This is a genomic window from Chitinophaga sp. 9-1-y (genome assembly GCF_059511905.2).
In genome coordinates, this window is record NZ_CM197955.1 from 433,280 (window position 1) to 457,498 (window position 24,219).

Genomic DNA, 24,219 nt, shown 5'->3' on the forward strand with positions numbered 1-24,219 from the left:
TATTTTTGCAGCATGCTCGCAAAATTTTTCCGGCTCTCCGAACACAACACAACTGTTAAGAAAGAGTTACTGGCAGGGTTAACTACCTTTTCCACGATGGCGTATATACTGGCGGTGAATCCCAGTATTCTTTCCCGTACGGGAATGGACTTTCATGCCCTGATTACCGCTACCGCGCTGGCGGCGGCCATTGGTACGCTTGTGATGGCGCTGTATGCCAAACTACCTATTGGTGTGGCGCCGGGCATGGGGTTGAATGCATTCTTTGCTTATACCATTGTGGCATCTATGGGGTATACCTGGCAATTTGCGTTGACGGCCGTTTTCCTGGAGGGCATTATCTTTATTATCCTTTCCATGTTCCGCATCCGCGAAGCCATTATTAACAGTATTCCGGAAAATCTGAAACATGCCATTTCGGTAGGCATAGGGTTGTTGATCGCCTTGATTGGTATGGCCAATGCAGGGATTATCGAAACAGGTATGCATCATGTGGGGGATGGAAAGCTGGATGGCGTGATCCTGAAAATGGGAGATGTTACCAGCATCGGACCATTGATTGCGTTAATCGGGTTGATTGTGAGTGCCGTGCTGATGTATAAAAACATCAATGCCGCTTTGCTGATAGGTATCCTGGCTGCTACCGTAGTGGGCATTCCGCTGGGCATTACCCATTTCCCGGAAAATGGGCACCTGGTGAGCTTACCACCTTCCCTGGCGCCGGTAGCTTTTAAGCTGGAATTCAATAAGATATTTTCGCTGGATATGCTGATGATCCTGTTTACGTTGCTGATGGTGAATTTATTTGACACCGTAGGTACGCTGATCGGGTTATGTAACAAGGCCGGGCTGCTGGATGAAAACGGTCGTTTGCCCAGAGCCAAACAGGCACTCATGGCAGATGCGGTGGGTACTACCGCCGCGGGTTTGTTAGGTACCAGTGTAGTAACTGCTTATGTAGAAAGCGCCAGTGGTATTGCGGCTGGTGGTAAAACAGGTTTGACTTCCTTTACGGTAGCCATCATGTTTTTATTGTCACTGTTTTTTGCACCTGTTTTTGCGATGATCCCGCAGGCGGCTACAGCACCGGCTTTGATTATTGTAGGGATGCTGATGATGGGCGCGGTCACTAAAATCAATTTCAATGATGTCACAGAAGCCATTCCCGCCTTCCTGGCGATTGTTATGATGCCCTATAGTTATAGCATCGCTGAAGGGATTGTATTTGGGATGTTATCGTATGTGTTGTTAAAAGTATTGACCGGGCAATATAAAAGCATTAGCCCGGTGATGTATGTGCTGGCAGTATTATTTATCATTACTTTTTTGGTGAAATAATTATTCTTTCAGGGTTACTGTATCATCTCCAACGGTGAGGGTGTGCATCATACCACATTTGTAGGCATAATTGTTTTTCTGGTGTCCTACCGGGAAGTTGAAGCAAACCGGGTATTTGAAATCTTTTACTTTTTCCTGTACCATATCATATATGGTTCTGCCGAATTCTTCGCCGGGATCGTCCGGTTTAATGCGGTTAAAACCGCCAATGATAAGTCCCGCCAGGTTATCCAGTTTATGAGAACGCTGCAGGGAGCCAAGCATGCGGTCAAGACTATACAAATATTCTCCTACTTCTTCCAAAAACAAAATCTTACCATTGGTATCTATCTCAGAATCCGTGGCAGACATGCTTTGAATGATAGATAAATTACCCCCAATGAGCACACCGCGGGCTTTCCCTTTCCGGTTGTTGCTATCCGGGGTGGTGCTGTATTGCATTTTTTTGCCGGTAAGCGCCTGGTAGATAGACATGATGGTATCTTGTACGATGGGCTCAGCTTTCGGAAAATCATCGGGAAAGCTGTTACACATTTTAGAGTGGAGAGTGGCAATTCCAAAATGCCGGTTGATATGACAGTGAAGTGCGGTGACATCGCTGAAGCCAATTACCCATTTGGGATGCTGTTGAAACCGGGAGAAGTTGAGCTGGTCAATGATGCGCGCAGAGCCATAGCCGCCACGCCCGCACATGATGGCTTTTATGTTGTCATCGTTGAGCATAGCTTGCAGGTCTGCCAGTCGTTCTGCGTCGGTGCCGCCAAAGCTATAGTCGCGTGCGCCTACGGTTTTACCTATACGAATATTGAAGCCCCAGCTTTCCATAATGCGGATAGCGGGTTGTATTTCATCTCTTTTAATATATCCTGCGGGGCAGGTAATGCCGATGATATCACCGGGTTTCAGATAAGGAGGCACCAATGGCTCCTTCTTATCTGAAACAGCGGGTAATCCTATTCCGGCAAGCGTTTGTAATGCGGGTAGTCCGGCGCCGGCAGTTACTATTGCAGACAGGAAATGTTTGCGATTCATAGGCTTAAAGTAAGCATATTTTATGAATCATCCGTGGGTAACCAGATCACGTACAGACCAATGGGCGATGTATTTCCCGTCTTTCAACTGTACAATATCAATAATGCGGAGGGTAGCAGGTTTGCCTGTGGGCTGATGGTTTAGGAAAGGGGCGCTGAAGATGCCTGTAAAGGCTTTATGGGTAACTACTTTATCATCTTCCGCAATCATATCAAAAATTTCCAGTTGTATATCCCGGAAGGCAGGACGAAGTAATTGGATAATGAAATCCCGGGTAGCGTTGGCATCGTTATTACCAACAGGTCCGGTATGGTTAATGAAGTCAGGGGATACGGTTTCGCTAAATGCCTGCAGGTCGCCTTTGATGATAAATTCTTCATTGAAACGTCTTACCACTGCTTTGTTCTTTTCCTGTAATGTTTGCATGTTGTTCATTTTTATGCCACAAAATTACAGGGCATACCGGGATGGCTGATAACGGGAATGGCTCAGATGATCGCCTTTTTGGCTCTATTTTCATTCGGGGTAGTACCATAAGTTTGTTTGAAGATGCGAATAAAGTGCGAGGGGCTCTCGAATCCGCATTCTGTGGCTATTTCCGCTACCTGTTTGGGGGTAGTTTGCAGGAGTGTTTGTGCGTACGATAGTCGTTGTTCATTGATCCATCGTTTGGGTGCGGTATGATATTGTTGTTGGAAGTCGCGTTTAAAGGAAGCAAGGCTACGGCCGGATAACCTGGCCAGTTCCGGTAAAGTGAGTGGCTGGAATAAATGTTGTTTTACCACAAACGAAATATCGGATGGCTGAGCGTATACAATTTGCTGCAGGAAGCCCAGTATGGCTGCGTGCTGTGGCGTGGCCAGCAGGAGCAGGAATAATTCATATAGTTTTACTGACAGTATGGCTGCCAATGTACCGGGTGTTTGTGTAAAATAAGCCAGGTAATGTTCCCGGAAGGCTTCCAGTAAAGGATTTAAAGGTATGGTGAGATGTGAGCTGCCAGTGGTTTTTACGGGTGTGGTATAATTGAATTTGTGCAGGAACCTGCGCAGTTGTTCGTCAGAAAAATAAATAAGGAGGCTTTCGAAATGAATACCACTTCCCATAACATCAGACATCACATAAAAACCGCGTTTCATCAGGAGCAGAGAGCCTGCTTCTACTTTCACCGTGGTATTGTCTTCGAAGTGCAGCAGTTTATGACCTGACAATACAAATATCATCACATTTTCATTCAGGAAAATAGTGCGTTTATTGGCCAAGTTGCGTTGTTTCAGCATCGCAAAATGGATGTTGTTGGCTTTGAGTATTTGCTGCCCGTCCTGGTCTGCTGGAAATTTGAGTAACATGTTACCAAAATTAAAGCATTCTGGTAGTATAAAAAATCCCTCCGATAGGCACTACCGGAGGGACTTGACAATCAATGGATGACCGGCCGGCTTATTTTTTTCGTGGGATGGTATAATTAAATCCGATTTGTGCATTACTAGTATACAGACTGCCTGATTGGGACATTTTGCTTACGCCAAACATATATCTGGCGGAAACGCCCAGGCCATACGGTAATTTGTAGCCGATGCCCGCACCGGCAGACAGGCTCAGTCGCCTGTAACTGTCTCTTGTATCTATCTTGCCTGTTGGCGATTCCATTTTTGAACTAAGTAATACATCTAATTGCGGCCCCGCTTCAACATACAGATTAGGTATGATGTAATACTTTGCCATTAATGGGATATTGATATAGTTCTTTCTGTCCTTGAGCTTATTACCATCGCTATATTCATACGTTGCCCCCGCTCTTGAAAACAAAATTTCGGGTTGAATTTCCCAGTGTTTGTTCAATTTAAATGCGGCAAATCCGCCAGTATAGAATGAAGGGAAGTAATGGCTGAAATTATTGGTGTTATTAGAAAGATTAAGCCCACCTTTGATACCATAGTTAACAGTTTGGGCATGAGTAGCCAGCACTGCTGCGATAAAGGGTATCAGCAGTAATAGAATTTTCTTCATATTTGAGTTTTGTAGAAAAAGTGATTTTACAGTTTAATAGGTATTCTTATAAGGCCTTACGAACGTAAAATTATAGGTGCAAATGTTAAGGAAATCCTTACATCGCTTTTTTCGCATCTTTTTAACTTTTATATATAATAAATTTATCTTGTTATAGTGGCAGCATTTTTGTCGCCGTTTACTTAAATCATTTTTATATGCGTTACCTGATAACAGGAATACTGATGATGTTACTCACTACTGTTGGCTATGCGCAAAAAGAGGCGTGGCTGATTGTTCCCGGTAAATCTATCGGACAAATAAAGCTGGAGGTGCCAGCGGAGCACCTGGCGGTATTAGGCAAGCCAGATGGGGGAGATGCCGCCATGATGAAAGCATGGCGGATCTGGTATAGCCGGAAGAAAGATAATAGTATTGATTCATCGCATATGCTGGCCGTATTCACAGCAATGCGTACACAGGATACACAGTATGTAAAACAGATCCGTGTAAATTCGCCGCGTTTTAAAACCGCCAGGGGACTTGGTGCAGGGAGTACGATTGCCGCTATTAAAAAAACTTATCCCAATATAAAGCTCACGCAAACATATGAATCGGCCAATAAAGCCAGGCGCATTGCCGTATATGAAGATACCCGCGAGGGGATTGCTTTTGAAACAACTAACCCACGAAGTAAAAAACCAGTTTGCTCAATGGTAGTAGTATTTGATCCCGGAGAGTCAGCGGCAGGCTATCTCGATTTTCATGCAGGATTTGATTTGATGGAGCCGGTAGTGAAATAATTTTTCGGGAGATGATGTTCATCACGTGGCTTCTTTTTCTTCGGATCGTGTTCGTTTCTTTTTGATTTTCATTTTCATCTCTGTTTTTTTCTGACGGTCTATTTCTTTATAATAAGCCCGGTCGTGTTCATAATGTCGCCGTGATTGTCGTGTCCGTCGTGTTTCCGGGCTAAAAACAGGATAGCCAAAGGTATACTGTAAGCTAACGCTATTGATGGAACGTAGATCGGGATTGTGTTGGCTGAAGTTGAACATATAGGAGGCATGTAAGCTCCAGCAGGAATTGCCAATAGGGAAGTTGAATTTAGCGTCACATATCAATCCATGTGCTAATACGGAATTGCTGTCAATGCCAGGTGCGGCATCTACATATCTGTCGGCTTTATGCAGGGCGTAGCCTATACCCGCGGAGCCGCCAAATAAGCTATAGGCACGTGGCGTAGCGCCATTTCCAAAGGTATAGTTAAGGGTAAGGGGAAAATTGAGCATGCCGCCTATTGTAGGGTAATGCTTTTTGAAAAGATAGACTCCTGAGCGATGGTCAGGGAAGCTAAGGCCGAAACCAAGGCTGGAACCGATGCTAATACTGGATTTATCCGAGAATTGGTGCAGGTTTACACGGGGTTCAAAATTGAACAACAACGCATCATGATGTTCTCCGCCTATACCGCCAATGCCTGTAGCCAGTTGAAAGGCATGTTGCTGGCCGGATGTTGTCAGGCTTAGGATGTTTAATAGTACAAACAGGTGCAGGGATAAGTATTTCATGTGTATAAAACGAATGGTCGTGTTATAAAGTTACCCGTCTAACGGTGAGGCATATATTAATTTTATGTTCCGGGGTTCCGTCAGGTAGTCAGGGGCCTGATTCTTACGGGGGCGTGATGATTTTATGGGGTAATTATCCAGTTGAGGGAGCGTTTTTGAAGCGGGAAAGTTATCCTGATCTCATCTGCCTGGTAATCAGGGCTTCCTGATTTTTGCACCAATGTTATAATCAATGCCGATAGTAGTTATGCCTGCAATATCCGGATTATATCGGTTGCTGTTGAACAGATGTGCCACACGGATACCGAAGGACCTATTTGCCACGGGGAGGTTGATACCGGCAGAGATAACTACGCCGGATATATGTATCTGGTTGGTAGTAACTTCTTCATCGTCAATAAATTCTACGCCGCGGGTAGCATTATGAAATCCGTAGCCGGCGCCCGCAAAGAATCCCCATTTCGTATAGGCATGGCGTGTGGCCGCATTACCAAAATTCCAGGTAACCAATACCGGCATATTCGCCATAAATATACTGGTGGAATTTCCACCGGTATTGCTGTTGTAGTTATCGTTGATAGTGGTACCCACACCTATATGGGTGCCAAGTGATAAAACGGAGCGATCGGAGAAGCGTAAAAAGTTGAAACGGGGAGAATAAACCAGGCCGCCCCCCAGGTAACTGGTACCGGCAAACAGCCCACCCCCAATAGCATGCGAGAATAGTGGGGATTGAGCGCTGGCACGTTTGGAAAGAAAAAGTAGGCAACCTGCACACACGAGTGTGTAAAGACGGAACATAGGTATTGATCGTATTTTGGAATAATTTTAAAAAACTACCTGGTGTGTGGCTTTAATAACAGATATCACAAATATACTTTGTGTATGGCTTAGATTATCCAACTCGCCTAATTTATTTACATAAAATTCACGGTATTCGTCCATGTCCTTCACCTGTACTTTTATCATGAAGTCAAATTCTCCTGATATATTGAGGCATTCTGTTACTTCTGTGAAGTGCAGGATTTCCTGGATAAACTTCTTCCCATATTTCTTATTGTGTTCTTTCAGGGTAATATAGCACAACACGGTCAGGCTTTTATTTATTTTCCTGGGGTCTACAATGGCCGCATATTGTTTAATCACGCCTGCCTGTTCCATTTTTCGGATACGCTCATACACCGGGGTTGTGCTCAGGTTTAGTTGACTGGCAATATCACGGATCGTCATTTTAGCATCCTGTTGCAATAATTTGAGGATGCCCATATCTTTTTCGTCGAGATGAAGCGGCGTGTCCGTATGATGTTCTTTTTTCTGGATCATGGAAGGATATGTTTGGAATAAAACACTATTTTAAACGTCAAAAATAGTGGTTTGTACTAAAATTTTATAAAATAAATGATTGTTGCAATGATTTAATAGGTTTGTGCCGTGAAAAAGCAACGAATAATTTTAACCGTAGCCTGCATGGCTATTTTTTTTGAGGCATTGGATGTATCTGTGCTCAACATGGCTATACCGCAAATGGAATCATTTTTTAATTTCGGCGCAGATGGCATTCAGTGGGTACAAACGGTCTACGTACTTTTTTATGCCGGCCTGGTATTGCTGGGCGGACGGTTGGCTGATACACAAGGCAGAAAGAAAATATTTATTATTGGTGCTATTGCTTTTGTGCTGGCTTCGCTGGCAGCCGGTTTTTCACTTTCTTTTGCATGGCTGCTGGTATGCAGAGCCTTACAGGGAATTGGTGTAGCACTGGCTATTCCTGCAGCAGTGGCTATTATTACCAATACTTTTACGGAAGCTGCCGACAGGAACCGGGCTTTAGGCATCTTTGGTGCCATGGCAGGAATAGGCTTCGCTACCGGGCTGGCTATTGGCGGATTAATCAGTAATTACCTTGGGTGGCAATGGGTGTTTTTCATCAATGTACCTGTAATAAGTGTTGCTATCCTGTTGGCCGTATTATTTATTCCGGCAGATGAAAAACGTACGGTACGTGCTACTAATAATGCCTGGAGTGCCCTGCTCATAACAATGCTCATGATGCTGGCAGCATGGCTGATACACGACCTCGGAAATATTAGTCAGCATTATGTCTCCTGGTTGTTGTGGCTGTTATTGTTTGTTATTGCCGGCCTCATTTTTATCCGGCGAGAGCGCGTACATGCGTCGCCGTTAGTTGATTTCCGCCTGTTCAATTTACCTGGGGTTATCACGGGAAACGTAGGAGCAGTACTGTTGGGCAGCATGTTTCTGAGTTATATCTTCATGTTAACTTTGTACCTGCAACATGATCTTCATTTTACTTCTTCTCAGGCGGGTTTATTGCTGTTCCCTTTTAGTATCCTGTCTGGTATTGTCTCCAAATTTGTTTTACCGCGATTGTTTGAGAAATGGGGTGTTGTGAGAACAGGTATCATTGGAAATGTGTGCATGTTAAGTGGGGTATTGTTTTTTATAGTGAGTTATTTTACGGGTCAGCCGTTGGTGTTCATTTTATGTGCTGTGGCCTGTATTAATTCCTTTGGAATGGCGATTACATTTCCCTGTGTTACCATCCTGGCGGTGCAGGCTGTTCCTGAGCAACAGCAGGGATTGGCTTCCGGCATCAATGGTACGGCGGGTTCTTTTGGCGGAGGTCTGGGATTATCAATGGTGGGATTGATTATGCAACTGGCAGATAGGAGCGGATGGAGTGCTTATGGGGCCGGATTAAGCGTACTGGTATTGTTGGCATTAGGCGCCATCGGTCAACTGGTGTTGTTTTACCGGCGTAGTAAATCAGGGGTTGGGTTGACTGCTGTTTAGCTGTAGTAAAGTTTTCAGGTCATCGAGGGTATTTATTTCGGTAGGTGGTTTATCTTTCCGCCAACGGTTAATACGGGGAAAGCGCAAAGCCACACCGGATTTGTGCCTGTTGGAAGCTGCAATACCTTCAAATGCAATTTCAAATACTAATTCAGGTTGTACAGTTCTCACCGGCCCGAATTTTTCCAGCGAGTGTCGTTTCACCCAGTTATCTACTTCTGTAATTTCTTTGTCTGTAAGGCCGGAGTAGGCTTTGATAAAAGGTACCAGCTGATCGCCATCCCGTACAGCAAAGGTGTAATCAGTATATAAGTTAGAGCGACGGCCATGACCTTTTTGTGCATAAATCATGACCGCATCAATGGTAAACGGATCGATTTTCCATTTCCACCAATCCCCACGTTTGCGGCCCACCTGGTAAGTGGCGCGTTTGTTTTTGAGCATCAGCCCTTCACTTCCTTTGCCACGTGATTGCTGACGTAATACAGTGAGTTGTTCCCAGGAGTCGAAAATAATTTCCGGAGATAGCTGTAGCGGCAGCAGGTTAATTTGTTGTACAAGTTGTTCCAGCAATGCACGACGTTCTGCCAGCGGTTTTTCCCGGATATCGCTGCCTTCCCATTCCAGTAAATCATACGATAAAAAAATAACTGGCGCCTCCTGCAACTGTTTGCGGGTAACGTTTTTCCTGCCAATCCTGGTTTGCAGGGTTTGAAAAGATAAAGGCATGCCATTGGCGAATGTGACGATTTCGCCATCCAACACCGTCCCATCCGGAAGCGTGGTTAATAGTGGGGTAAATTCGGGGAATTTTTCGGTGATTAATTCTTCTCCTCTTGACCATACAAACAATTGGTCTTCACGTTTAATAATTTGTCCGCGTATGCCATCCCATTTCCATTCTGCCTGCCAGTCTTTTTCCGGGCCCAATGATTCCGGTAATCCTTCCAGCGCATAAGCCAGGTAAAACGGGTAAGGACGCGAAGCATCTGCGCCGGTGGTATGTAAGTGTAATAATGTTTCTATGGTCACTTCACGCGGATCCCAGTTGCCGCTGATCATATGGGAAAGGATCGCCGCTTCTATGTGGTAGGTTTGAGCAAGTGCATTGACCATCATTTTTTGAGATACGCCTATCCGGAATCCGCCGGTAATTAATTTATTAAACACGAATCGTTCACCGCTGTCCAGTGCATTCCAGGCATCGAGAATAAAAGTTTGTTTGGTAATTTCTGTTGCTTTCTCCAGTTGTTGCAGCTGTTCCAACCAGTAATGTAGTGGCGCAACCCTGGGTGTGGCAGGCGGCGGTAGTAATAATGCAATGGTTTCTGCGAGGTCTCCTACGGTATGATAGCACTCTTCAAACAACCAGCCGGAAATGCCGGTAGCCTGTATACACCATGTTTTCAGCTGGGTGCTATTCACCGTTCTTTTAGGGCGGCGACCCGAGAACAGGGCCAATACCCAGCTTTTATCTTTATCCGGTGCAGTGGCAAAGTAATGACTTAGCGCCTCCAGCTTTTCGTTGGTTTTGGTGCTGTTGCTTAATACTTGTACCAGTTGAGCAAATTGTTGCACAGTTTATATTTCAGGTGTAATAATCAGTTCCTCATCTCCATAAGAGGTACTCACTTCTCTGGCGGCTATTCCTTTTTCAGTCAGATACCGGGCAAATACGCTACTGAAGCCATGCGTTACAAATACCTGTTCTGCGTTGGTGGCAGCTACGGCTTCGAGCAGGCCGGGCCAGTCGGCATGATCGGAGAGGGCAAAACCGGCATCCGCATTGCGGCGGCGCATATGACCACGTACCTGCATCCACCCGCTGCATACGCCTAGTGCATATGGCTGGAAACGGCGCATCCACACATGATCTTCTGCCGAAGGCGGTGCAATTATCACTGCATTTTTAAAGGCCGCTTTAGGCGTGTCTGGCGTAATTCTTTCTACCGGTGGCAGCGGCCATCCTTCCTGTAACAATAATTCATGCGGAATGGCAATAGCACCATGTACGAGAAAACGATCTACCTTATCCTTCAGGTGATAAAGCAGCCGTTGCGCTTTGCCCAGGCTGTAAGCCAGTATTACGCTGGCTTTTTCGGCTTGTTGATTAGTGTATATCCATTGGGTGATATGATCGAAAATTTGTTGCTGTGGCGCCCAACGATAAATGGGCAGGCCAAAGGTAGATTCTGTAATGAAGGTATGACAGCGCAATGGTTCAAAGGGGGCCGACAAACCATCATTTTCCAGTTTATAATCTCCACTGACTACCCATACTTCCCCGTTTTGTTCTACCCGTATTTGTGCGGAACCAATCATATGACCGGCGGGGTGAAGGGACACTTTGACCCCATTGAAAAACAGGGATTCTCCATATGCGATGCCTTGTACATTGATATCGTTACCCAGCCTGAGCCGTAGCAAAGGAACACTGGTATTTTCGCAGAGATAATACTGGTTTCCACTACGGGCATGATCAGCATGCGCATGTGTGATGACCGCACGGGGAACGGGTTTCCAGGGATCTATGTAGAAATCGCCTGCAGGACAGTAGATGCCGTTGTCGGTAAATTGCAGCACATTCATAACAGGAATATACGCAAAAAAAATCGTGCCATGGCGACTGCCATGGCACGATATACAGTCCCTTGCAGGGAGCATTATTTATTCATCTTAATATCTGCGCTGTCACCTTTTTGGATGATGTAGATATTTTTATTTTCGAAGTAAGCCGGTGTTCCTTCTCCTTCTTTCAGATATACTGGCAGGAAGTTATAGTTGGTAATCACTTTGGGTGATTCGCTGACCATGCCATTGAAATACACACCATTGTTATGCAGTAGTTTTACGAAGTAGTAGGTCAAATCGAAGCCTTTGTAAGCCATGTCTGACGGACGTGCTTTGTAAGTTCTGCGGAAGTAATCACTGATATATTTGCTGTAGGCATCTGTTTTATCGTTGAAGTAGGGAGAGGAGTAATACACCTGTAAACCTTTAAATTCCGGCTCTTTCAGCTTAATCACATCCCAGGTAGGCATGCCAAAGATCTGCAACGGATAAGTGGTGGCAGAAATGCTGAGTTTGCGCAGCAGGCTTTTGGCGCCGGCTTCATCCAGTGCGGTAACAATGATTACATTGGTACGGTCGGTGAGCAGGTATTTGGAAATTTCTTCGTTGGAGGTGCCGTCGTTCCAGATGACTTCTTTAATTCTTGTTTTCCTGGCATTGTCCATTTTCTCATAGGAAGCTTTGAAATCTGCTGCCAGCCTGCTTTCAAAGGTGGTGTTCCGACGGAACAGCACAATATTTTTATTAGCGAATGCGTCCTGAACATAATTCTGGAGTGCTTCACAATGTGTTTTCAGGGTGCTGTTGGAAATATATAAAAAGGGATTGTCGTTGATACCGGCATCATTCGGGAAGGTACCGGATACGAGGTTAATCTCTTTTTCTTTTGCGAAATCGCTGAGTTCTTTCAGTTCCGGGTTGCTGACAGCACCAATAATGAGGTCGGTATTATCGAGTGCTTTGCTGCGGATCAGCGAAGGGATGCTTTGTTTGGCCTTGCTGTCGTATACGGTTACTTTAAGGTTATATCCCTGTTGTTGCAGGGAGTCCAGTGCCAATTGAGCGCCTTCATAAAATTCCAGTCCGGGTAGTACATATTTAGGCATAGTGCGGCCGGGAATATCTGAAGAAGTGGCAAATGCGGAGTCCAGGTAGAGTGGTGCAAAGAAGGCGATATTGTAGGTCGCTTTCTTTACTTCTTTCCCGAAAGCAGGCACATTAAAAGGAGCTTTCGCTACTTCTGTTTTCTTTTCTTCCGGTTTTTTGGCCGGGGTAGGTTTACTTAAAGATGGTGGTGGTCCATCTACCCGTTTGGTGCTTTTCCTGGTAGATGAGCAGGAGCTAATCAATACCACTAGTACCAGGGCGGATAGGAGGAGCTTTATGTTGTTCAAATGGTTCATAATGGGCGCTAATTTACAAAAATCATTCCGTAGAAGCGGAAAGCATAAAGCAGAAAGCAAAAAGCTATTGTAGCGGATGATAAAGTGGAGATAAATATTGAAAATTCCCGTTAATCAATCGCTACAATAGCTTTTTGCTTTCTGCTTTATGCTTTCTGCTTCTACAGTAGGGGATTATTCCCACTCAATAGTTGCTGGTGGTTTAGAGCTGATATCGTATACTACACGGTTAATGCCTTTCACCTTGTTAATAATGTCGTTAGACATTTTAGCGAGGAATTCGTAAGGCAGGTGTGCCCAGTCTGCAGTCATACCATCTACAGAAGTAACGGCACGGAGTGCTACGGTAAATTCGTAAGTACGTTCATCGCCCATTACGCCAACGCTTTGTACTGGCAGGAGGATGGTACCGGCCTGCCATACTTTGTCGTATAAGCCGGCTTCTTTCAGTCCTTCTACATATACGGCGTCTGCTTCCTGCAGCATGGCTACCTTTTCCGGGGTGATGGCGCCGAGGATACGGATGGCTAAGCCAGGACCCGGGAATGGGTGACGGCCCAGGAATATTTCGCTGATGCCAATTTCGCGGCCTACGCGGCGTACTTCGTCTTTAAAGAGGAAACGCAGTGGTTCTACCAGTTGCATATTCATCTTTTCAGGTAATCCGCCTACATTATGGTGGGATTTGATGGTAACGGAAGGGCCGTTTACAGAAACGGATTCAATTACATCGGGGTAAATGGTACCCTGACCCAGGAATGAGATATCGGTAAGGCTGGTAGCTTCCTGTTGGAAAACATCGATGAACAGGCCACCAATGATTTTACGTTTTTTCTCCGGATCGGATACACCGGCCAGTTGACCGTAGAAAAGGTCTTTTGCGTTGACCCCTTTTACGTTTAAGCCCATGTGTTTGTATGATTCCAGTACGGTTTCAAATTCGTCTTTTCTCAGCAGGCCGTTGTCAACAAATATGCAGAACAGGTTTTTGCCGATGGCTTTGTGGATCAGTTCAGCAGCTACGGTAGAATCTACTCCGCCGCTCAATGCCATTACTACCCGTTTATCGCCAACCTGTGCTTTGATTTTTTCTACTGTTTCATGTACGAAAGCAGCTGGAGTCCAGTCCTGGCTACAGTTACAAATATGTAACAGGAAGTTGCGGAGGATTTGTTTGCCTTCCAGGGAGTGGGTTACTTCCGGGTGGAATTGTAAGCCGAATACCGGGTTAGCCGCTACTGTAGTGCTTTTGAAAGCTGCTACGGGGATGTTTTCTGTGGTGGCAATGATATCAAAGCTTTCCGGAATACGTTTAATCGTATCGGAGTGGCTCATCCATACCTGGCTTTTGCCAGAGATATCATATAATAATTTTTCCTCTTTATCAGTGTGCTCCATAAAGGCACGGCCGTATTCACGGATATTGCTTTTAGCGACTTCGCCGCCAAAAACTTTGGCCATCATCTGAGCGCCATAGCAGATACCGAGTACAGGTACTTTGGCTGCAATAGCCGCAATGTCAATGATTGGTGCGTTTTCGTCATTTACTGAAAACGGACTACCGGATAATATAACACCTTTGATGGTTTCGTCCCAGGCTATGGGCTGAAGACAAGGCTTAATTTCGCAATAAACATTCAGTTCACGGATGCTGCGTGCAATCAGCTGTGTATACTGCGAACCGAAATCGAGGATAAGTATCTTTTCTGTCATGGTGGTGCAAAGATAAAGTGCTTCCGGCAATTTCGGATTTTGAAATTCGAAATTCAGAAATCTGGCGTACCTTTCTGTAATAATTTAAACCCATGATATCAACAAAATCGCTCCTATGTCTGGCCACCATGGCCATTTCAGCAACCTTACTATTAAATTCCTGCGAAGTAATCGGACAGAATCGGGTGAAGGGAAACGGGCATGTTACCAAGGAGGAAAGGCCTTTAGCTGCTTTCCACCGGGTAAAGGCGGAAGGTATGATGAATGTATACCTGGCCCAGGGCCCTGCCAAAGCTGCCGTGATTGAAGCAGAAGATAATATTATCCCGCTGATAGAACTAATAGAAGAGGATGGAAGACTGATTGTAAGGGAGAAAAGAGGCTATAATATCAGTACGCATAAAGGAATCAATGTTTATTTAACGACACCTGAAGTAGACGAGGTATCCTTGTCTGGCTCCGGTGACGTGGAATTAACCAGTAAGTTTACCAGTACTTCTCCAGTGAAGGTGGCATTGTCTGGTTCCGGGAACGTTAAGGGAGAACTGACAGCTCCGGCGGTAAAGGCTTCTATTGCCGGTTCCGGTGATATGCACCTGAAAGGGGAAACCAAAGACGTAAACGTGGCCATTGCTGGTAGCGGCAATTTCCGTAGCGATGGGCTGTTGGCTGAAAATGTAGAGGTGTCTATTGCAGGTAGTGGTGATGCAGATGTATACGCCAGCGTAAAACTGAATGCAAAAATTGCCGGCTCTGGTGATGTGCACTACAAGGGTGAACCACAGGTTTCTTCCTCGGTAGCGGGTTCCGGATCTGTCCAGAAAAAGTAGCTTTTAATATTTGCAAATCTTTAACATTTCTAAAATCATATTTCATACTGTTTATCTGTTTATAGGAATGTTTTTATAAAGCACAACAAGTCCTTGAGTCCAGGTACAGCATTCGCTAATTATCCAGAGTTGATGCTGTACCTGGCTGGGGCACAAACAGTTACCCCCTTATTTCGAACCCCATCTCATCAAGCTTTCGCGTCAAATTATCATTAAATCACATGAATGATTGCTGTTTTTTTGTATGTTTACAGCTTGAATTGTGGATTTTGCCATTTGAATTGTCGAATTACGTCTTGAATTGTTGAACTCCTATTCCTTTTATGAACGAAAGACCGAAGATCCTGGTGGTATATTATACCCAGACCGGGCAACTGAAAAGGATTATTGATCATGTGCTGGCCCCTTTAGAAGGCAAAGCAGATATTACGTTCGAGCAGTTGGTGCCTGTAACGCCTTTCCCATTTCCCTGGGGAAAACAGCAGTTTTATGATACCATGCCGGAAACTGTTCAGTCTACCCCACGGGCTATACAGCCGCTGAAAGTAGATGTGAATGCGTCATTTGACCTGGTTATACTTGCTTACCAACCCTGGTTCTTGTCTCCTTCTCAGCCTACGGCTGCTTTCCTGCAAAGCGAAGCTGCCAAACAGTTATTGCGTGGAAAAAAAGTAATCACGTTACTGGGTAGCAGGAATATGTGGCTGAATGCACAGGAAAAAGTAAAGCAATACCTGCAGCAGGCAGGAGCCAACTTAGTAGGAAATATTGTGTTGGTAGATAAGTCGCCCAATCTTATTTCAGTGATCACTATTCTGCGTTGGGCATTTAAAGGTAAAAAAGAAGCCACCCGGTTTTTACCCCAGGCGGGTGTGCAGGAGAATGAAATTATTACTTCCAGCCGTTTTGCCGATCCTATAGCGCAGGCGTTGGCGGGAGGTAATTGGGAAGCATTGCACCCACAATTATTGGCACTGGATTCGGTAGAGTTACTGCCTAATCTGGTGGTACTGGAAGGCAAGGGTATCAGGGCTTTCCGCTTCTGGGCGAAATTTATCAGCGCCAAAGGTGGTCCTGGCGCCGCTTCCCGGCAAGGACGTGTGTCAATGTACAGAGGATTGTTACTGGTAGGGATTTTTGTGTTAACGCCTATCTCCATCATTACTTCTCTTATACAATTAAATCTGAAGAAGCAGCAACTGAACCGCGAGGTTGATTATTATAAGGGTATTGCCCTGCGTTAGTCCCCCGGCAGGTGGTTGGCGGCATGGCGTGATAGTTGTAATTCCAATTAGAATTCTATATTTACGTCTGCATACAACGTATATTAAATTAAAATATGTTTATCACCGGGAGCTGACTGGCAAGGCAAGGCAGTTCTGATCAGGTTTTACATGTAGCCTTAAAAGACGAATAATTTTCAAATGAAGGAAGTTTATATTACCAGGCTGTCTAAATTTTTACCTAACAAGCCTGTTGAAAATGATGAAATGGAGAGCATTCTCGGCATGGTAGATGGAAAAGCTTCCCGTGCGCGTTTAAAGATCCTGGGTAACAACAAAATCAAAACACGTTACTACTCTTTAGACAAGGATGGAAAATCTACGCATTCCAATGCACAGATGACGGCAACGGCAGTAGAACAATTGTTTGATGAGAAATTTCCAATCAGCAAATTACAGTTACTTGCTTGCGGTACTACTTCTCCTGATCAGTTGTTGCCCAATCATGCAGCCATGGTACACGGCTTGTTGAAATGTCAGCCGGTAGAGCTCATTGCAGCTACAGGCGCTTGTGCAGCCGGCATGCAGGCGTTTAAATATGCGTGGATGTCTGTTCGTTGTGGCAATACTTCTAATGCGGTAAGTACGGGTTCTGAGAAATTTTCTGCCTGGATGTTGGCACAGAAATTTCAACCAGAAGCAGAAAACCTGAAAAGCCTGGATGAAAATCCGATCATCGCTTTCGAAAAAGACTTTCTCCGCTGGATGTTATCTGATGGCGCCAGTGCTGCTTTGTTCCAGGATAAGCCGAACGAAGATGGCCTGTCGTTACGTGTTGATTGGGTAGAAATCCTGTCTTACGCCAATGAACTGGAAACCTGTATGTATGCAGGTGCCATCAAACAACCGGATGGCAACACCACCGGCTGGATAGATATGACACCGGAAGAGTGGGCACAGCATAGCGTATTCTCCTTTAAACAAGACACCCGCTTACTGGGTAAAAATATAGTTCCTTCCGGAGCAAAAATGTGGAAAGAGCTGGTAGAGCGTCATAACATTAACCTCGAAGAGCTGGACTTCTTCCTGCCGCATTTATCTTCTGAATTTTTCAGATTAAAGATAGATGAAGAAATTACTCGTTTAGGCGTTCCCGTGAAGCTGGAAAAATGGTTCACCAACCTGGCTAATGTAGGTAACGTAGGTACCGCATCTCCTTACCTGATGTTGGAAGAACTGATGAATACCGGGCGCTTTAAGAAAGGACAGAAGATAGTGTTAATGGTTCCGGAAAGTGCACGTTTTTCGTATGCTTATGCCCACATTACCGTAGTATAAGCCATCACACTTTAAAACTGGCATCATGAAAAAAGAGGAAGTACCGCAGGATAGCGATAACCTGCATGAGGGTACATTCAAGCAGATTATGTATGCAGTGGATAATTCCGGTAATTATGTACAGGTGCAGAGTGCAGGCTGGGAACCGGAGAACATTGCAATGGACCAGGCCTGGGAAGCAGTAAATGAGCGTGTGAAAGCTGCCCGCGCCCGCTTGGCAGCTGGTGAAATCAGCCCTGTGGCCTATTATATGGAAAAGAACCTGATGGACCTGCCATTACTGGCAAGTTATGTAGGGAAGTTTCAATGGCAGGTAAAAAGACACATGAAGCCCGGCGTTTTTAAACGGCTTCCCCAAAAAATGTTACAGCGTTATGCAGCAGCCTTCAAAGTGAGTTTAACAGATCTGCTGGAGGCTAAATAGATAATTACGAATTACAAATTACGAATTACGGATTTGTGGGTAGATGGTAAATGAGCATATTACCTACGCTTAGATCTCCCCACAAATCCGTAATTCGTAATTCGTAATTCGTAATTCTTTCAAAAAATATTATGAGTAATTCTTTCTTCCAACACACACAAACGGCACATTGCGAGAGTGGTGTGATATCAAATTTGCTGGGTCATTATGGTTTGCAAATCAGTGAGCCCATGGCATTTGGTATTGGTGCAGGTATATTTTTCGGCCATCTTCCCTTTGTAAAGGTAAATGGCGTACCTGGTACCACTTACCGGATATGGCCGGGCGCTATTTTTCAGCGGGTATGCAAACGCCTGGGTGTGAAAATGGAATCCGAAAAATTCTCTACACCGGAAAAAGGAATGGCAGCACTGGACAAGGTAATAGAAGCAGGCATTCCTGTGGGCCTGCAATCCAGCGTTTACTATCTTCCATATTTCCCGGCATCCTATCGTTTCCATTTTAATGCACATAACCTGGTGGTGTATGGCAAAGAAGACGGGCAATACCTGGTCAGCGATCCGGTGATGGATACTGTGACCACCATTGACCCCGAAAGCCTGGTACAGGCTCGTTTTGCCAAAGGATTTCCTGCACCTAAAGGAAAAATGTACTATCCGGTGTATGTACCTCCTGCCGCTTCTTTCGAGAAGCCGATCAAAGCAGGTATTGAACAGGCCTGCCATTTTATGCTAAAAGTGCCGCTGCCCATGTTTGGGGTGAAAGGGATCCGTTTCCTTTCAAAGCGGGTACGCAATTATGCAGAAAATCCAGGCGACCGCAAGGCGACTTTATACCTGGGAAATGTTATCCGGATGCAGGAAGAAATAGGTACCGGCGGCGCCGGCTTCCGCTTTTTGTATGCCGCATTTTTACAGGAGGCAGCCGTATTGCTGAAGAAAGACGAGTTGAGTAAACTGGCAGTAGAACTTACCCAAACCGGTGATCTCTGGCGTAATTTTGCATTTGCGGCGGGCCGTGTATGTAAAAGCAGGTCGACAGACAATGTATCCTACCGGGAATTAAGTGAGATGTTATTACAGTGTGCCGCTTCAGAAGAGATGTTCTTTAAGAAACTGGCCCACGTGAAGTGGTAATTAAAATATGGAAGTGAAATGACGACCGGCATATCAGTGCATGAATTATATAAAACCTACAACGGAAGCGCAGAGCCTACTCTAAAAGGCCTCTCGTTTCAGTTTGGTGAGGGAAAGATTGCTGGTTTGCTGGGGCCTAACGGAGCAGGTAAAACAACCACCATTTCTATTTTGTGTGGCATTGTAGGCGGTGATAGTGGAGAAGTAATGATTCACGGTTTGAAGCAAAATGCAGCCCACCGCGAATCCATCAAACATATTATTGGTATTGTTCCTCAGCAGATTGCATTATATCCGCAGTTGTCGGCCGTAGAAAACCTCACCTACTTCGGTAACCTCTATGGTTTTAAAGGCAAGGCACTACGGCAAAAAATTATGCATTACCTGGAACTGTTTGGATTAGAGAAAAGCGCGGATAAAGAGATACATAAATATTCAGGCGGAATGAAGCGCCGCGCCAATATTATTGCTGCTATATTGCACGACCCCAAATTATTGGTACTCGATGAACCTACAGCAGGCGTTGATGTGCAATCCCGCAGCCTGATATTGCAATTCCTGAAAGATTACAACCAACAGGGAGCCAGCATCCTGTATACTTCTCACTTACTGGAAGAGGCACAATCACTTTGTGAAGAAGTAGTGATTATGGATGAAGGAAAGATGGTAGTACAGGGAAATCCACTGGCATTGATCCAGGCGCATCCAACTTGTAAGAACCTGGAAGATGTATTCCTTCATTTTACGGGGCATGCCCTGAGAGACTAACAGGAAATAAATTGAACGAACACTAAATGAGATCAGCTAAGAGCTAAAGGCTATGCTAAGATTACTGGCAACAATAAGGAAAGAATGGCAACTGCTGTTACGTGATAAAACAGGATTAATACTCCTGTTTGTGATGCCGGTAGTATTAATCACCGTCATGGCGCTGATCCAGGATGCACCGTTTAAGGATTACCAGGACATTAAGTTTGATATATTAACCGTCGATAATGATCATGGCCGTTTAGGACGCTATGTAAGAGAAGGATTGGAATCAGGCGGACAATTTAATATCATTGATTCGCTGGATGGCCAGCCGGTGACCGCCGAGCGGGCCAAAGCGCTGGTAAATGAAGGGAAGTACAAGATCAGCATCATTGTACCAGCAGGTGCTACCGCAGCAATTGTAAGCAATGCAAATCGTATTGTGAACGATATCTCCCAACGTATGGGGATGTCAGTATCTTTACCGGTGAAGAAAGGAGGAGATTCGCTGAACGTGACTATTTATTTCGATCCGGCGGCCAAGAAGGCTTTTAAAGGGGCTATTCACCAGGCGTTGGATAATTTCCTGACACAGGTGGAAACAGATATGTTGCTGGACCGTATCAAGCACCAGTTACGCGGCAAAGATTCTACCGCCGCGGAAACAGATACTGTACCGATCCGGCTGCAGGCGGTAGGACTAAAAGAGTTGAGTACCGGCACAGCGAAGCAGTTAGATGTGATCTCTAATTCTGTGCAGCATAATGTACCGGCCTGGAGCATATTCGCTATGTTTTTTATCGTAATTCCGATTGCCGGTAATATGATCCGCGAACGGGAAGATGGTAGTTTGTTGAGAATGAAGTTAATACCCGGTTCTTACCTGGCTATTTTGGCAGGTAAGATGTTGTTCTTTGTAGGCATTTGTGTGCTGCAATTTTATGCCATGATGCTGGTGGGCATTTATGTGCTGCCACACCTGGATTTACCCAAACTGGTAATGGGACAGCATCACGGGGCTACCTTGCTGGTGGCTTCGGGGATCGGACTGGCAGCCACGGCATACGGTATCCTGATTGGGACCTTGTTTAAAACACCTAATCAGGCATTGAATTTCGGTGCTATATCGATTGTAATATTGTCGGCCATCGGTGGTATATGGATACCCCTGGAAGTAATGCCGGCCAATATGCGGACGTTAGGGCATTTATCGCCGCTCAGCTGGGGATTGGATGCGATCAACGACATCTACCTGCGCAACGGCGATATTGATTATGTGTGGAAGAATGTATTGAGATTAATACTCACAGGATTGGCTATGCTGGCCATAGCCGGGTGGGTAGAAAAAAGGAGAATGAACTGAGAAATGTTTTCAAAACAATAGTAAAACTGTATTTTTACCCCCCACAAGGGCATTCGCCTGTTGTGAACAACAGGTGATAAACCTACAACATTATGGAAGAATTAAAAAAGAAACTGAAAGAGCAAATTATTGAAGCGTTGAATCTTCAGGATACTAAACCGGAAGATATTGATGACAACGCACCGTTATTCGGAGAAGGTCTGGGTCTCGACAGTATTGATTCCCTGGAACTGATGGTGTTGCTGGAAAGACAATATCATATCAAAGTAGAAGATCCGCGTGAAGGTCGTAAGATCTTACAGTCTGTTCAGTCTATGGCAGAATTTATCCAATCAAAACAACCGGCATAAGTAAACTGGCTGCATGGCGGAAAGAGTGTTTATAACAGGAGTAGGAATGATCACCGCTATTGGTGATAATGTAGCCGGAAATTTACGTAACCTGAAGGCGCAACAGAGTGGGCTTGGTTATAGTCAGTACGTAGATACCATTTACAAAAACGTGTTGCCGGTAGCAGAAGTAAAGCATTCCAGTGAATCATTGTTTGCATTGGCCGGCATTCCGGAAAAGGACGGGTTTACCCGTACTACTTTACTGGGACTGGCGGCTATGCGGGAAGCGTTGAAAGATGCCGGTATAACAGACGTACAGTCGGCCCCTACCGGTTTTATCAACGCCAGTACTGTGGGCGGTATGTGCGATACAGAAAAGCTATATTTTGATATCATCGACCCTGAAAAAACAGGGACGTTTTTGCAATATATAGACACCCTGGATTGCGCGGACTGCACGCAACGTATAGCCGACATCGTTGGATTCAATGAACATATTGCTACTATCAGTACAGCTTGTTCTTCTTCTGCCAATGCGCTGATGTTTGGCGCACGCATGATTAAGCAGGGCATGTTACCAAGAGTGGTATGCGGTGGTACAGAAGCGCTGACCCGTTTTACGCTGAATGGATTTAACTCGTTGAAAAATGTGGATAAGCAGTTTTGCCGTCCTTTTGATCAACAACGCACCGGGCTCAATCTGGGTGAAGGAGCGGCTTACCTGGTATTGGAAGGAGAATCCTTTGCAAAGACCAATGGCAGCCGGATCCTGGCAGAATTAAGCGGTTATTGTAATACCAACGAAGCGTTTCACCCCACCTCTCCTTCACCGGATGGAGATGGCGCCTACGAGGCCATGAAAGCGGCCTTGGCGATGAGTGGACGATCATTGGAAGAAGTATCTTACATCAATGTACATGGTACGGCCACACTGAACAACGATGTTTCAGAAGGCAAGGCACTGGAGCGGATGTTTGGCAACAAGGTGCCTTTATTCAGCTCTACAAAGCCATTTACAGGACATACACTGGCAGCGGCGGGCGCTATTGAAGCGATCTACGCTATGCTGGCTATACAGCACGGGATTATCTTCCCCAATCTCCATTTTACGGAAAGAATGGAGGAACTGACTATCAGCCCGGTAACGGAACTGATAACAGACTATCCCGTAAATCATGTTATTTCAAATTCATTCGGCTTTGGGGGCAACAATGCATCCCTGGTGATCAGCAAATATGAAGGTTAACTGTTACATACAAGGAATGGCGGCTATCTCCCCGCAGCCAACTTTTGACGGGGATATTTTTTCAGCGCCACTGATACATACAGATAGTAACCTGCTTGCCTGTATTGAACCCGATTATAAACCATTTATTCCCGGCAATAGTTTACGTCGCATGACGCGCGTACTCAAAATGGGGCTTACTGCTGCGCTCAAATGTACAGCAGACAGCGGTTTGGATACACCTGGCCCTATCGTTACCGGTACTGGTAAAGGCAGCTTACAGGACACAGAGAAGTTCATTAAAGAAATAGTAGAGTATAAAGAAACGGCATTGAATCCCACGCCGTTTATCCAGTCTACCTACAATTCCGTGAACGGTCTCATTGCCCTGCAACAGAAATGCACTGCTTACAATAATACTTTTGTACATCGTGGTTTCTCTTTTGAAAATGCGTTGCTGGATAGCATCATGCTGATACAGGAAGGGGCCTCTCATACATTAACCGGCGCTTTTGAAGAAATTACCGCAGAGCATTTTTATATTAAGAGCCGTATTGGTTTCTGGAAAGAGGAATCCATCAACAGTGCCACTTTATGTGAGCACTTATCACCTGGTTCCATTGCAGGAGAAGGCGCTACTTTTTTTACACTGACAGGTACACCATCGGCGCATAGCTATGCCGCTATTTCCGGTTTCCGAATGTTGTATAAACCAATGCAGGATAAGCTCAGCGCAGCACTGAAAGCAATGAGTATACAACCGGATCTGATTGTTTCCGGTCGTAATGGGGATAGCAATTATGAGCATTTTTATAAGGAGCTCGATAGTTGTTATACTGGTATTCCGCAATTATGCTTTAAGCATTTATGCGGAGAGTATGATACAGCGAGCGCTTTTGGGTTGTGGTTGGCGGCACAGATCATTAAAACACAACAGATACCTCAGCAATGGTTTCCGCAGCAACAACCGTTATCTGCGCCCATTAACTCTATTTTATTCTATAATCATTTTTATGGAGAGCAGCATGTGATGTTGCTGTTAGAGAGGGTTTAATATTATACTTTCCCGGTTTTTCTCAAAGATCGATTTCATTTAATTATAAGGTGTAGGAATTCATCAGCTACTGCCTGATGAATTATATTTATTTGATTTTCAAATTTTTATAA

At 45.0% G+C, this 24,219-nt stretch carries 24 protein-coding genes; 13 read left to right on the forward strand and 11 right to left on the reverse strand.

Features of this window, described 5'->3' with window-relative positions:
• Positions 1 to 12: 12 nt before the first annotated feature.
• On the forward strand, positions 13 to 1,338 hold the full coding sequence (locus tag AC5ZC7_RS01925) for a solute carrier family 23 protein (protein ID WP_496159851.1): 1,326 nt from the start codon (positions 13 to 15) through the stop codon (positions 1,336 to 1,338).
• Here the strand turns inward: AC5ZC7_RS01925 and AC5ZC7_RS01930 are convergent, their stop codons facing one another.
• The 4 genes from AC5ZC7_RS01930 to AC5ZC7_RS01945 form a co-directional block, all read right to left on the reverse strand.
• Positions 1,339 to 2,370 carry an LD-carboxypeptidase gene (locus tag AC5ZC7_RS01930; RefSeq protein ID WP_496159850.1) on the reverse strand — a complete coding sequence of 344 codons (1,032 nt, stop codon included), beginning with the start codon at positions 2,368 to 2,370 and terminating at the stop codon, positions 1,339 to 1,341.
• Positions 2,371 to 2,397: 27 nt separating this feature from the next.
• Positions 2,398 to 2,796 (reverse strand): ester cyclase, encoded by a 399-nt coding sequence (locus tag AC5ZC7_RS01935; protein WP_496159849.1) that lies wholly within the window; start codon positions 2,794 to 2,796, stop codon positions 2,398 to 2,400.
• A 62-nt stretch (positions 2,797 to 2,858) separates the two neighbouring features.
• Positions 2,859 to 3,719 (reverse strand): helix-turn-helix domain-containing protein, encoded by an 861-nt coding sequence (locus tag AC5ZC7_RS01940; RefSeq protein ID WP_496159848.1) that lies wholly within the window; start codon positions 3,717 to 3,719, stop codon positions 2,859 to 2,861.
• 91 nt (positions 3,720 to 3,810) lie between these two features.
• Positions 3,811 to 4,380 carry an outer membrane beta-barrel protein gene (locus AC5ZC7_RS01945; RefSeq protein ID WP_496159847.1) on the reverse strand — a complete coding sequence of 190 codons (570 nt, stop codon included), beginning with the start codon at positions 4,378 to 4,380 and terminating at the stop codon, positions 3,811 to 3,813.
• 197 nt (positions 4,381 to 4,577) lie between these two features.
• On the opposite strand from AC5ZC7_RS01945, the gene AC5ZC7_RS01950 reads away from it, so the two are divergent.
• Positions 4,578 to 5,162 (forward strand): hypothetical protein, encoded by a 585-nt coding sequence (locus AC5ZC7_RS01950; protein ID WP_496159846.1) that lies wholly within the window; start codon positions 4,578 to 4,580, stop codon positions 5,160 to 5,162.
• 21 nt (positions 5,163 to 5,183) lie between these two features.
• On the opposite strand, the gene AC5ZC7_RS01955 is transcribed toward AC5ZC7_RS01950, so the two are convergent.
• The 3 genes from AC5ZC7_RS01955 to AC5ZC7_RS01965 form a co-directional block, all read right to left on the reverse strand.
• Positions 5,184 to 5,930, reverse strand: a complete 747-nt coding sequence (locus tag AC5ZC7_RS01955; RefSeq protein ID WP_496159845.1) for a hypothetical protein — start codon at positions 5,928 to 5,930, stop codon at positions 5,184 to 5,186.
• A gap of 195 nt (positions 5,931 to 6,125) precedes the next feature.
• Positions 6,126 to 6,731, reverse strand: coding sequence for a hypothetical protein (locus tag AC5ZC7_RS01960; protein ID WP_496159844.1), 606 nt, complete (start codon positions 6,729 to 6,731; stop codon positions 6,126 to 6,128).
• Between the two features lie 27 nt (positions 6,732 to 6,758).
• A complete protein-coding gene (locus AC5ZC7_RS01965) occupies positions 6,759 to 7,253 on the reverse strand; it encodes an Lrp/AsnC ligand binding domain-containing protein (protein WP_496159843.1) in 495 nt (164 codons plus the stop codon).
• Between the two features lie 144 nt (positions 7,254 to 7,397).
• Here AC5ZC7_RS01965 and AC5ZC7_RS01970 point away from each other — a divergent pair, with 144 nt between their 5' ends.
• Complete coding sequence (locus AC5ZC7_RS01970; RefSeq protein WP_496159842.1) at positions 7,398 to 8,744, forward strand: MFS transporter; 1,347 nt, start codon at positions 7,398 to 7,400, stop codon at positions 8,742 to 8,744.
• On the opposite strand, the gene AC5ZC7_RS01975 is transcribed toward AC5ZC7_RS01970, so the two are convergent.
• From AC5ZC7_RS01975 to guaA, 4 genes are all read right to left on the reverse strand, one after another.
• Entirely contained in the window at positions 8,718 to 10,322 is a 1,605-nt protein-coding gene (locus AC5ZC7_RS01975) for an ATP-dependent DNA ligase (RefSeq protein ID WP_496159841.1), read from the reverse strand. The genes AC5ZC7_RS01970 and AC5ZC7_RS01975 overlap by 27 nt on opposite strands.
• A gap of 3 nt (positions 10,323 to 10,325) precedes the next feature.
• Positions 10,326 to 11,333 (reverse strand): ligase-associated DNA damage response exonuclease, encoded by a 1,008-nt coding sequence (locus AC5ZC7_RS01980; RefSeq protein ID WP_496159840.1) that lies wholly within the window; start codon positions 11,331 to 11,333, stop codon positions 10,326 to 10,328.
• Between the two features lie 74 nt (positions 11,334 to 11,407).
• Positions 11,408 to 12,718 carry an ABC transporter substrate-binding protein gene (locus AC5ZC7_RS01985; protein WP_496159839.1) on the reverse strand — a complete coding sequence of 437 codons (1,311 nt, stop codon included), beginning with the start codon at positions 12,716 to 12,718 and terminating at the stop codon, positions 11,408 to 11,410.
• Positions 12,719 to 12,892: 174 nt separating this feature from the next.
• On the reverse strand, positions 12,893 to 14,431 hold the full coding sequence (guaA, locus tag AC5ZC7_RS01990) for a glutamine-hydrolyzing GMP synthase (RefSeq protein ID WP_496159838.1): 1,539 nt from the start codon (positions 14,429 to 14,431) through the stop codon (positions 12,893 to 12,895).
• A gap of 92 nt (positions 14,432 to 14,523) precedes the next feature.
• Between guaA and AC5ZC7_RS01995 the strand changes: the two genes are divergently transcribed.
• From AC5ZC7_RS01995 to AC5ZC7_RS02040, 10 genes are all read left to right on the forward strand, one after another.
• A complete protein-coding gene (locus AC5ZC7_RS01995; protein ID WP_496159837.1) occupies positions 14,524 to 15,261 on the forward strand; it encodes a GIN domain-containing protein in 738 nt (245 codons plus the stop codon).
• A gap of 323 nt (positions 15,262 to 15,584) precedes the next feature.
• Entirely contained in the window at positions 15,585 to 16,505 is a 921-nt protein-coding gene (locus tag AC5ZC7_RS02000; protein WP_496159836.1) for a hypothetical protein, read from the forward strand.
• 180 nt (positions 16,506 to 16,685) lie between these two features.
• Complete coding sequence (darB, locus tag AC5ZC7_RS02005; RefSeq protein WP_496159835.1) at positions 16,686 to 17,822, forward strand: dialkylresorcinol biosynthesis protein DarB; 1,137 nt, start codon at positions 16,686 to 16,688, stop codon at positions 17,820 to 17,822.
• Positions 17,823 to 17,847: 25 nt separating this feature from the next.
• Positions 17,848 to 18,246: a flexirubin biosynthesis protein DarG gene (DarG, locus tag AC5ZC7_RS02010; RefSeq protein WP_496159834.1), complete on the forward strand. Its 399-nt coding sequence runs from the start codon at positions 17,848 to 17,850 to the stop codon at positions 18,244 to 18,246.
• A 131-nt stretch (positions 18,247 to 18,377) separates the two neighbouring features.
• Entirely contained in the window at positions 18,378 to 19,382 is a 1,005-nt protein-coding gene (gene darH, locus AC5ZC7_RS02015) for a BtrH-related acyltransferase DarH (protein WP_496159833.1), read from the forward strand.
• 18 nt (positions 19,383 to 19,400) lie between these two features.
• Entirely contained in the window at positions 19,401 to 20,150 is a 750-nt protein-coding gene (locus tag AC5ZC7_RS02020) for an ATP-binding cassette domain-containing protein (RefSeq protein WP_496159832.1), read from the forward strand.
• Between the two features lie 52 nt (positions 20,151 to 20,202).
• Positions 20,203 to 21,495, forward strand: a complete 1,293-nt coding sequence (locus AC5ZC7_RS02025; protein WP_496159831.1) for an ABC transporter permease — start codon at positions 20,203 to 20,205, stop codon at positions 21,493 to 21,495.
• A 92-nt stretch (positions 21,496 to 21,587) separates the two neighbouring features.
• Positions 21,588 to 21,845 carry a phosphopantetheine-binding protein gene (locus tag AC5ZC7_RS02030; protein WP_127035163.1) on the forward strand — a complete coding sequence of 86 codons (258 nt, stop codon included), beginning with the start codon at positions 21,588 to 21,590 and terminating at the stop codon, positions 21,843 to 21,845.
• A gap of 13 nt (positions 21,846 to 21,858) precedes the next feature.
• A complete protein-coding gene (locus AC5ZC7_RS02035) occupies positions 21,859 to 23,073 on the forward strand; it encodes a beta-ketoacyl synthase N-terminal-like domain-containing protein (RefSeq protein WP_496159830.1) in 1,215 nt (404 codons plus the stop codon).
• A complete protein-coding gene (locus tag AC5ZC7_RS02040) occupies positions 23,063 to 24,106 on the forward strand; it encodes a beta-ketoacyl synthase chain length factor (protein ID WP_496159829.1) in 1,044 nt (347 codons plus the stop codon). Before AC5ZC7_RS02035 ends, AC5ZC7_RS02040 begins: the two co-directional genes overlap by 11 nt.
• Positions 24,107 to 24,219 lie beyond the last annotated feature (113 nt).

What these genes read in the sequence shown, in the direction of transcription:
- AC5ZC7_RS01925 (WP_496159851.1), top strand. Translation starts at nt 13, where the DNA reads ATGCTCGCAAAATTTTTCCGGCTCTCCGAACACAACACAACTGTTAAG.
- AC5ZC7_RS01930 (WP_496159850.1), bottom strand. Translation starts at nt 2,370, where the DNA reads ATGAATCGCAAACATTTCCTGTCTGCAATAGTAACTGCCGGCGCCGGA.
- AC5ZC7_RS01935 (WP_496159849.1), bottom strand. Translation starts at nt 2,796, where the DNA reads ATGCAAACATTACAGGAAAAGAACAAAGCAGTGGTAAGACGTTTCAAT.
- AC5ZC7_RS01940 (WP_496159848.1), bottom strand. Translation starts at nt 3,719, where the DNA reads ATGTTACTCAAATTTCCAGCAGACCAGGACGGGCAGCAAATACTCAAA.
- AC5ZC7_RS01945 (WP_496159847.1), bottom strand. Translation starts at nt 4,380, where the DNA reads ATGAAGAAAATTCTATTACTGCTGATACCCTTTATCGCAGCAGTGCTG.
- AC5ZC7_RS01950 (WP_496159846.1), top strand. Translation starts at nt 4,578, where the DNA reads ATGCGTTACCTGATAACAGGAATACTGATGATGTTACTCACTACTGTT.
- AC5ZC7_RS01955 (WP_496159845.1), bottom strand. Translation starts at nt 5,930, where the DNA reads ATGAAATACTTATCCCTGCACCTGTTTGTACTATTAAACATCCTAAGC.
- AC5ZC7_RS01960 (WP_496159844.1), bottom strand. Translation starts at nt 6,731, where the DNA reads ATGTTCCGTCTTTACACACTCGTGTGTGCAGGTTGCCTACTTTTTCTT.
- AC5ZC7_RS01965 (WP_496159843.1), bottom strand. Translation starts at nt 7,253, where the DNA reads ATGATCCAGAAAAAAGAACATCATACGGACACGCCGCTTCATCTCGAC.
- AC5ZC7_RS01970 (WP_496159842.1), top strand. Translation starts at nt 7,398, where the DNA reads ATGGCTATTTTTTTTGAGGCATTGGATGTATCTGTGCTCAACATGGCT.
- AC5ZC7_RS01980 (WP_496159840.1), bottom strand. Translation starts at nt 11,333, where the DNA reads ATGAATGTGCTGCAATTTACCGACAACGGCATCTACTGTCCTGCAGGC.
- AC5ZC7_RS01985 (WP_496159839.1), bottom strand. Translation starts at nt 12,718, where the DNA reads ATGAACCATTTGAACAACATAAAGCTCCTCCTATCCGCCCTGGTACTA.
- guaA (WP_496159838.1), bottom strand. Translation starts at nt 14,431, where the DNA reads ATGACAGAAAAGATACTTATCCTCGATTTCGGTTCGCAGTATACACAG.
- AC5ZC7_RS01995 (WP_496159837.1), top strand. Translation starts at nt 14,524, where the DNA reads ATGATATCAACAAAATCGCTCCTATGTCTGGCCACCATGGCCATTTCA.
- AC5ZC7_RS02000 (WP_496159836.1), top strand. Translation starts at nt 15,585, where the DNA reads ATGAACGAAAGACCGAAGATCCTGGTGGTATATTATACCCAGACCGGG.
- darB (WP_496159835.1), top strand. Translation starts at nt 16,686, where the DNA reads ATGAAGGAAGTTTATATTACCAGGCTGTCTAAATTTTTACCTAACAAG.
- DarG (WP_496159834.1), top strand. Translation starts at nt 17,848, where the DNA reads ATGAAAAAAGAGGAAGTACCGCAGGATAGCGATAACCTGCATGAGGGT.
- darH (WP_496159833.1), top strand. Translation starts at nt 18,378, where the DNA reads ATGAGTAATTCTTTCTTCCAACACACACAAACGGCACATTGCGAGAGT.
- AC5ZC7_RS02020 (WP_496159832.1), top strand. Translation starts at nt 19,401, where the DNA reads ATGACGACCGGCATATCAGTGCATGAATTATATAAAACCTACAACGGA.
- AC5ZC7_RS02025 (WP_496159831.1), top strand. Translation starts at nt 20,203, where the DNA reads ATGCTAAGATTACTGGCAACAATAAGGAAAGAATGGCAACTGCTGTTA.
- AC5ZC7_RS02030 (WP_127035163.1), top strand. Translation starts at nt 21,588, where the DNA reads ATGGAAGAATTAAAAAAGAAACTGAAAGAGCAAATTATTGAAGCGTTG.
- AC5ZC7_RS02035 (WP_496159830.1), top strand. Translation starts at nt 21,859, where the DNA reads ATGGCGGAAAGAGTGTTTATAACAGGAGTAGGAATGATCACCGCTATT.
- AC5ZC7_RS02040 (WP_496159829.1), top strand. Translation starts at nt 23,063, where the DNA reads ATGAAGGTTAACTGTTACATACAAGGAATGGCGGCTATCTCCCCGCAG.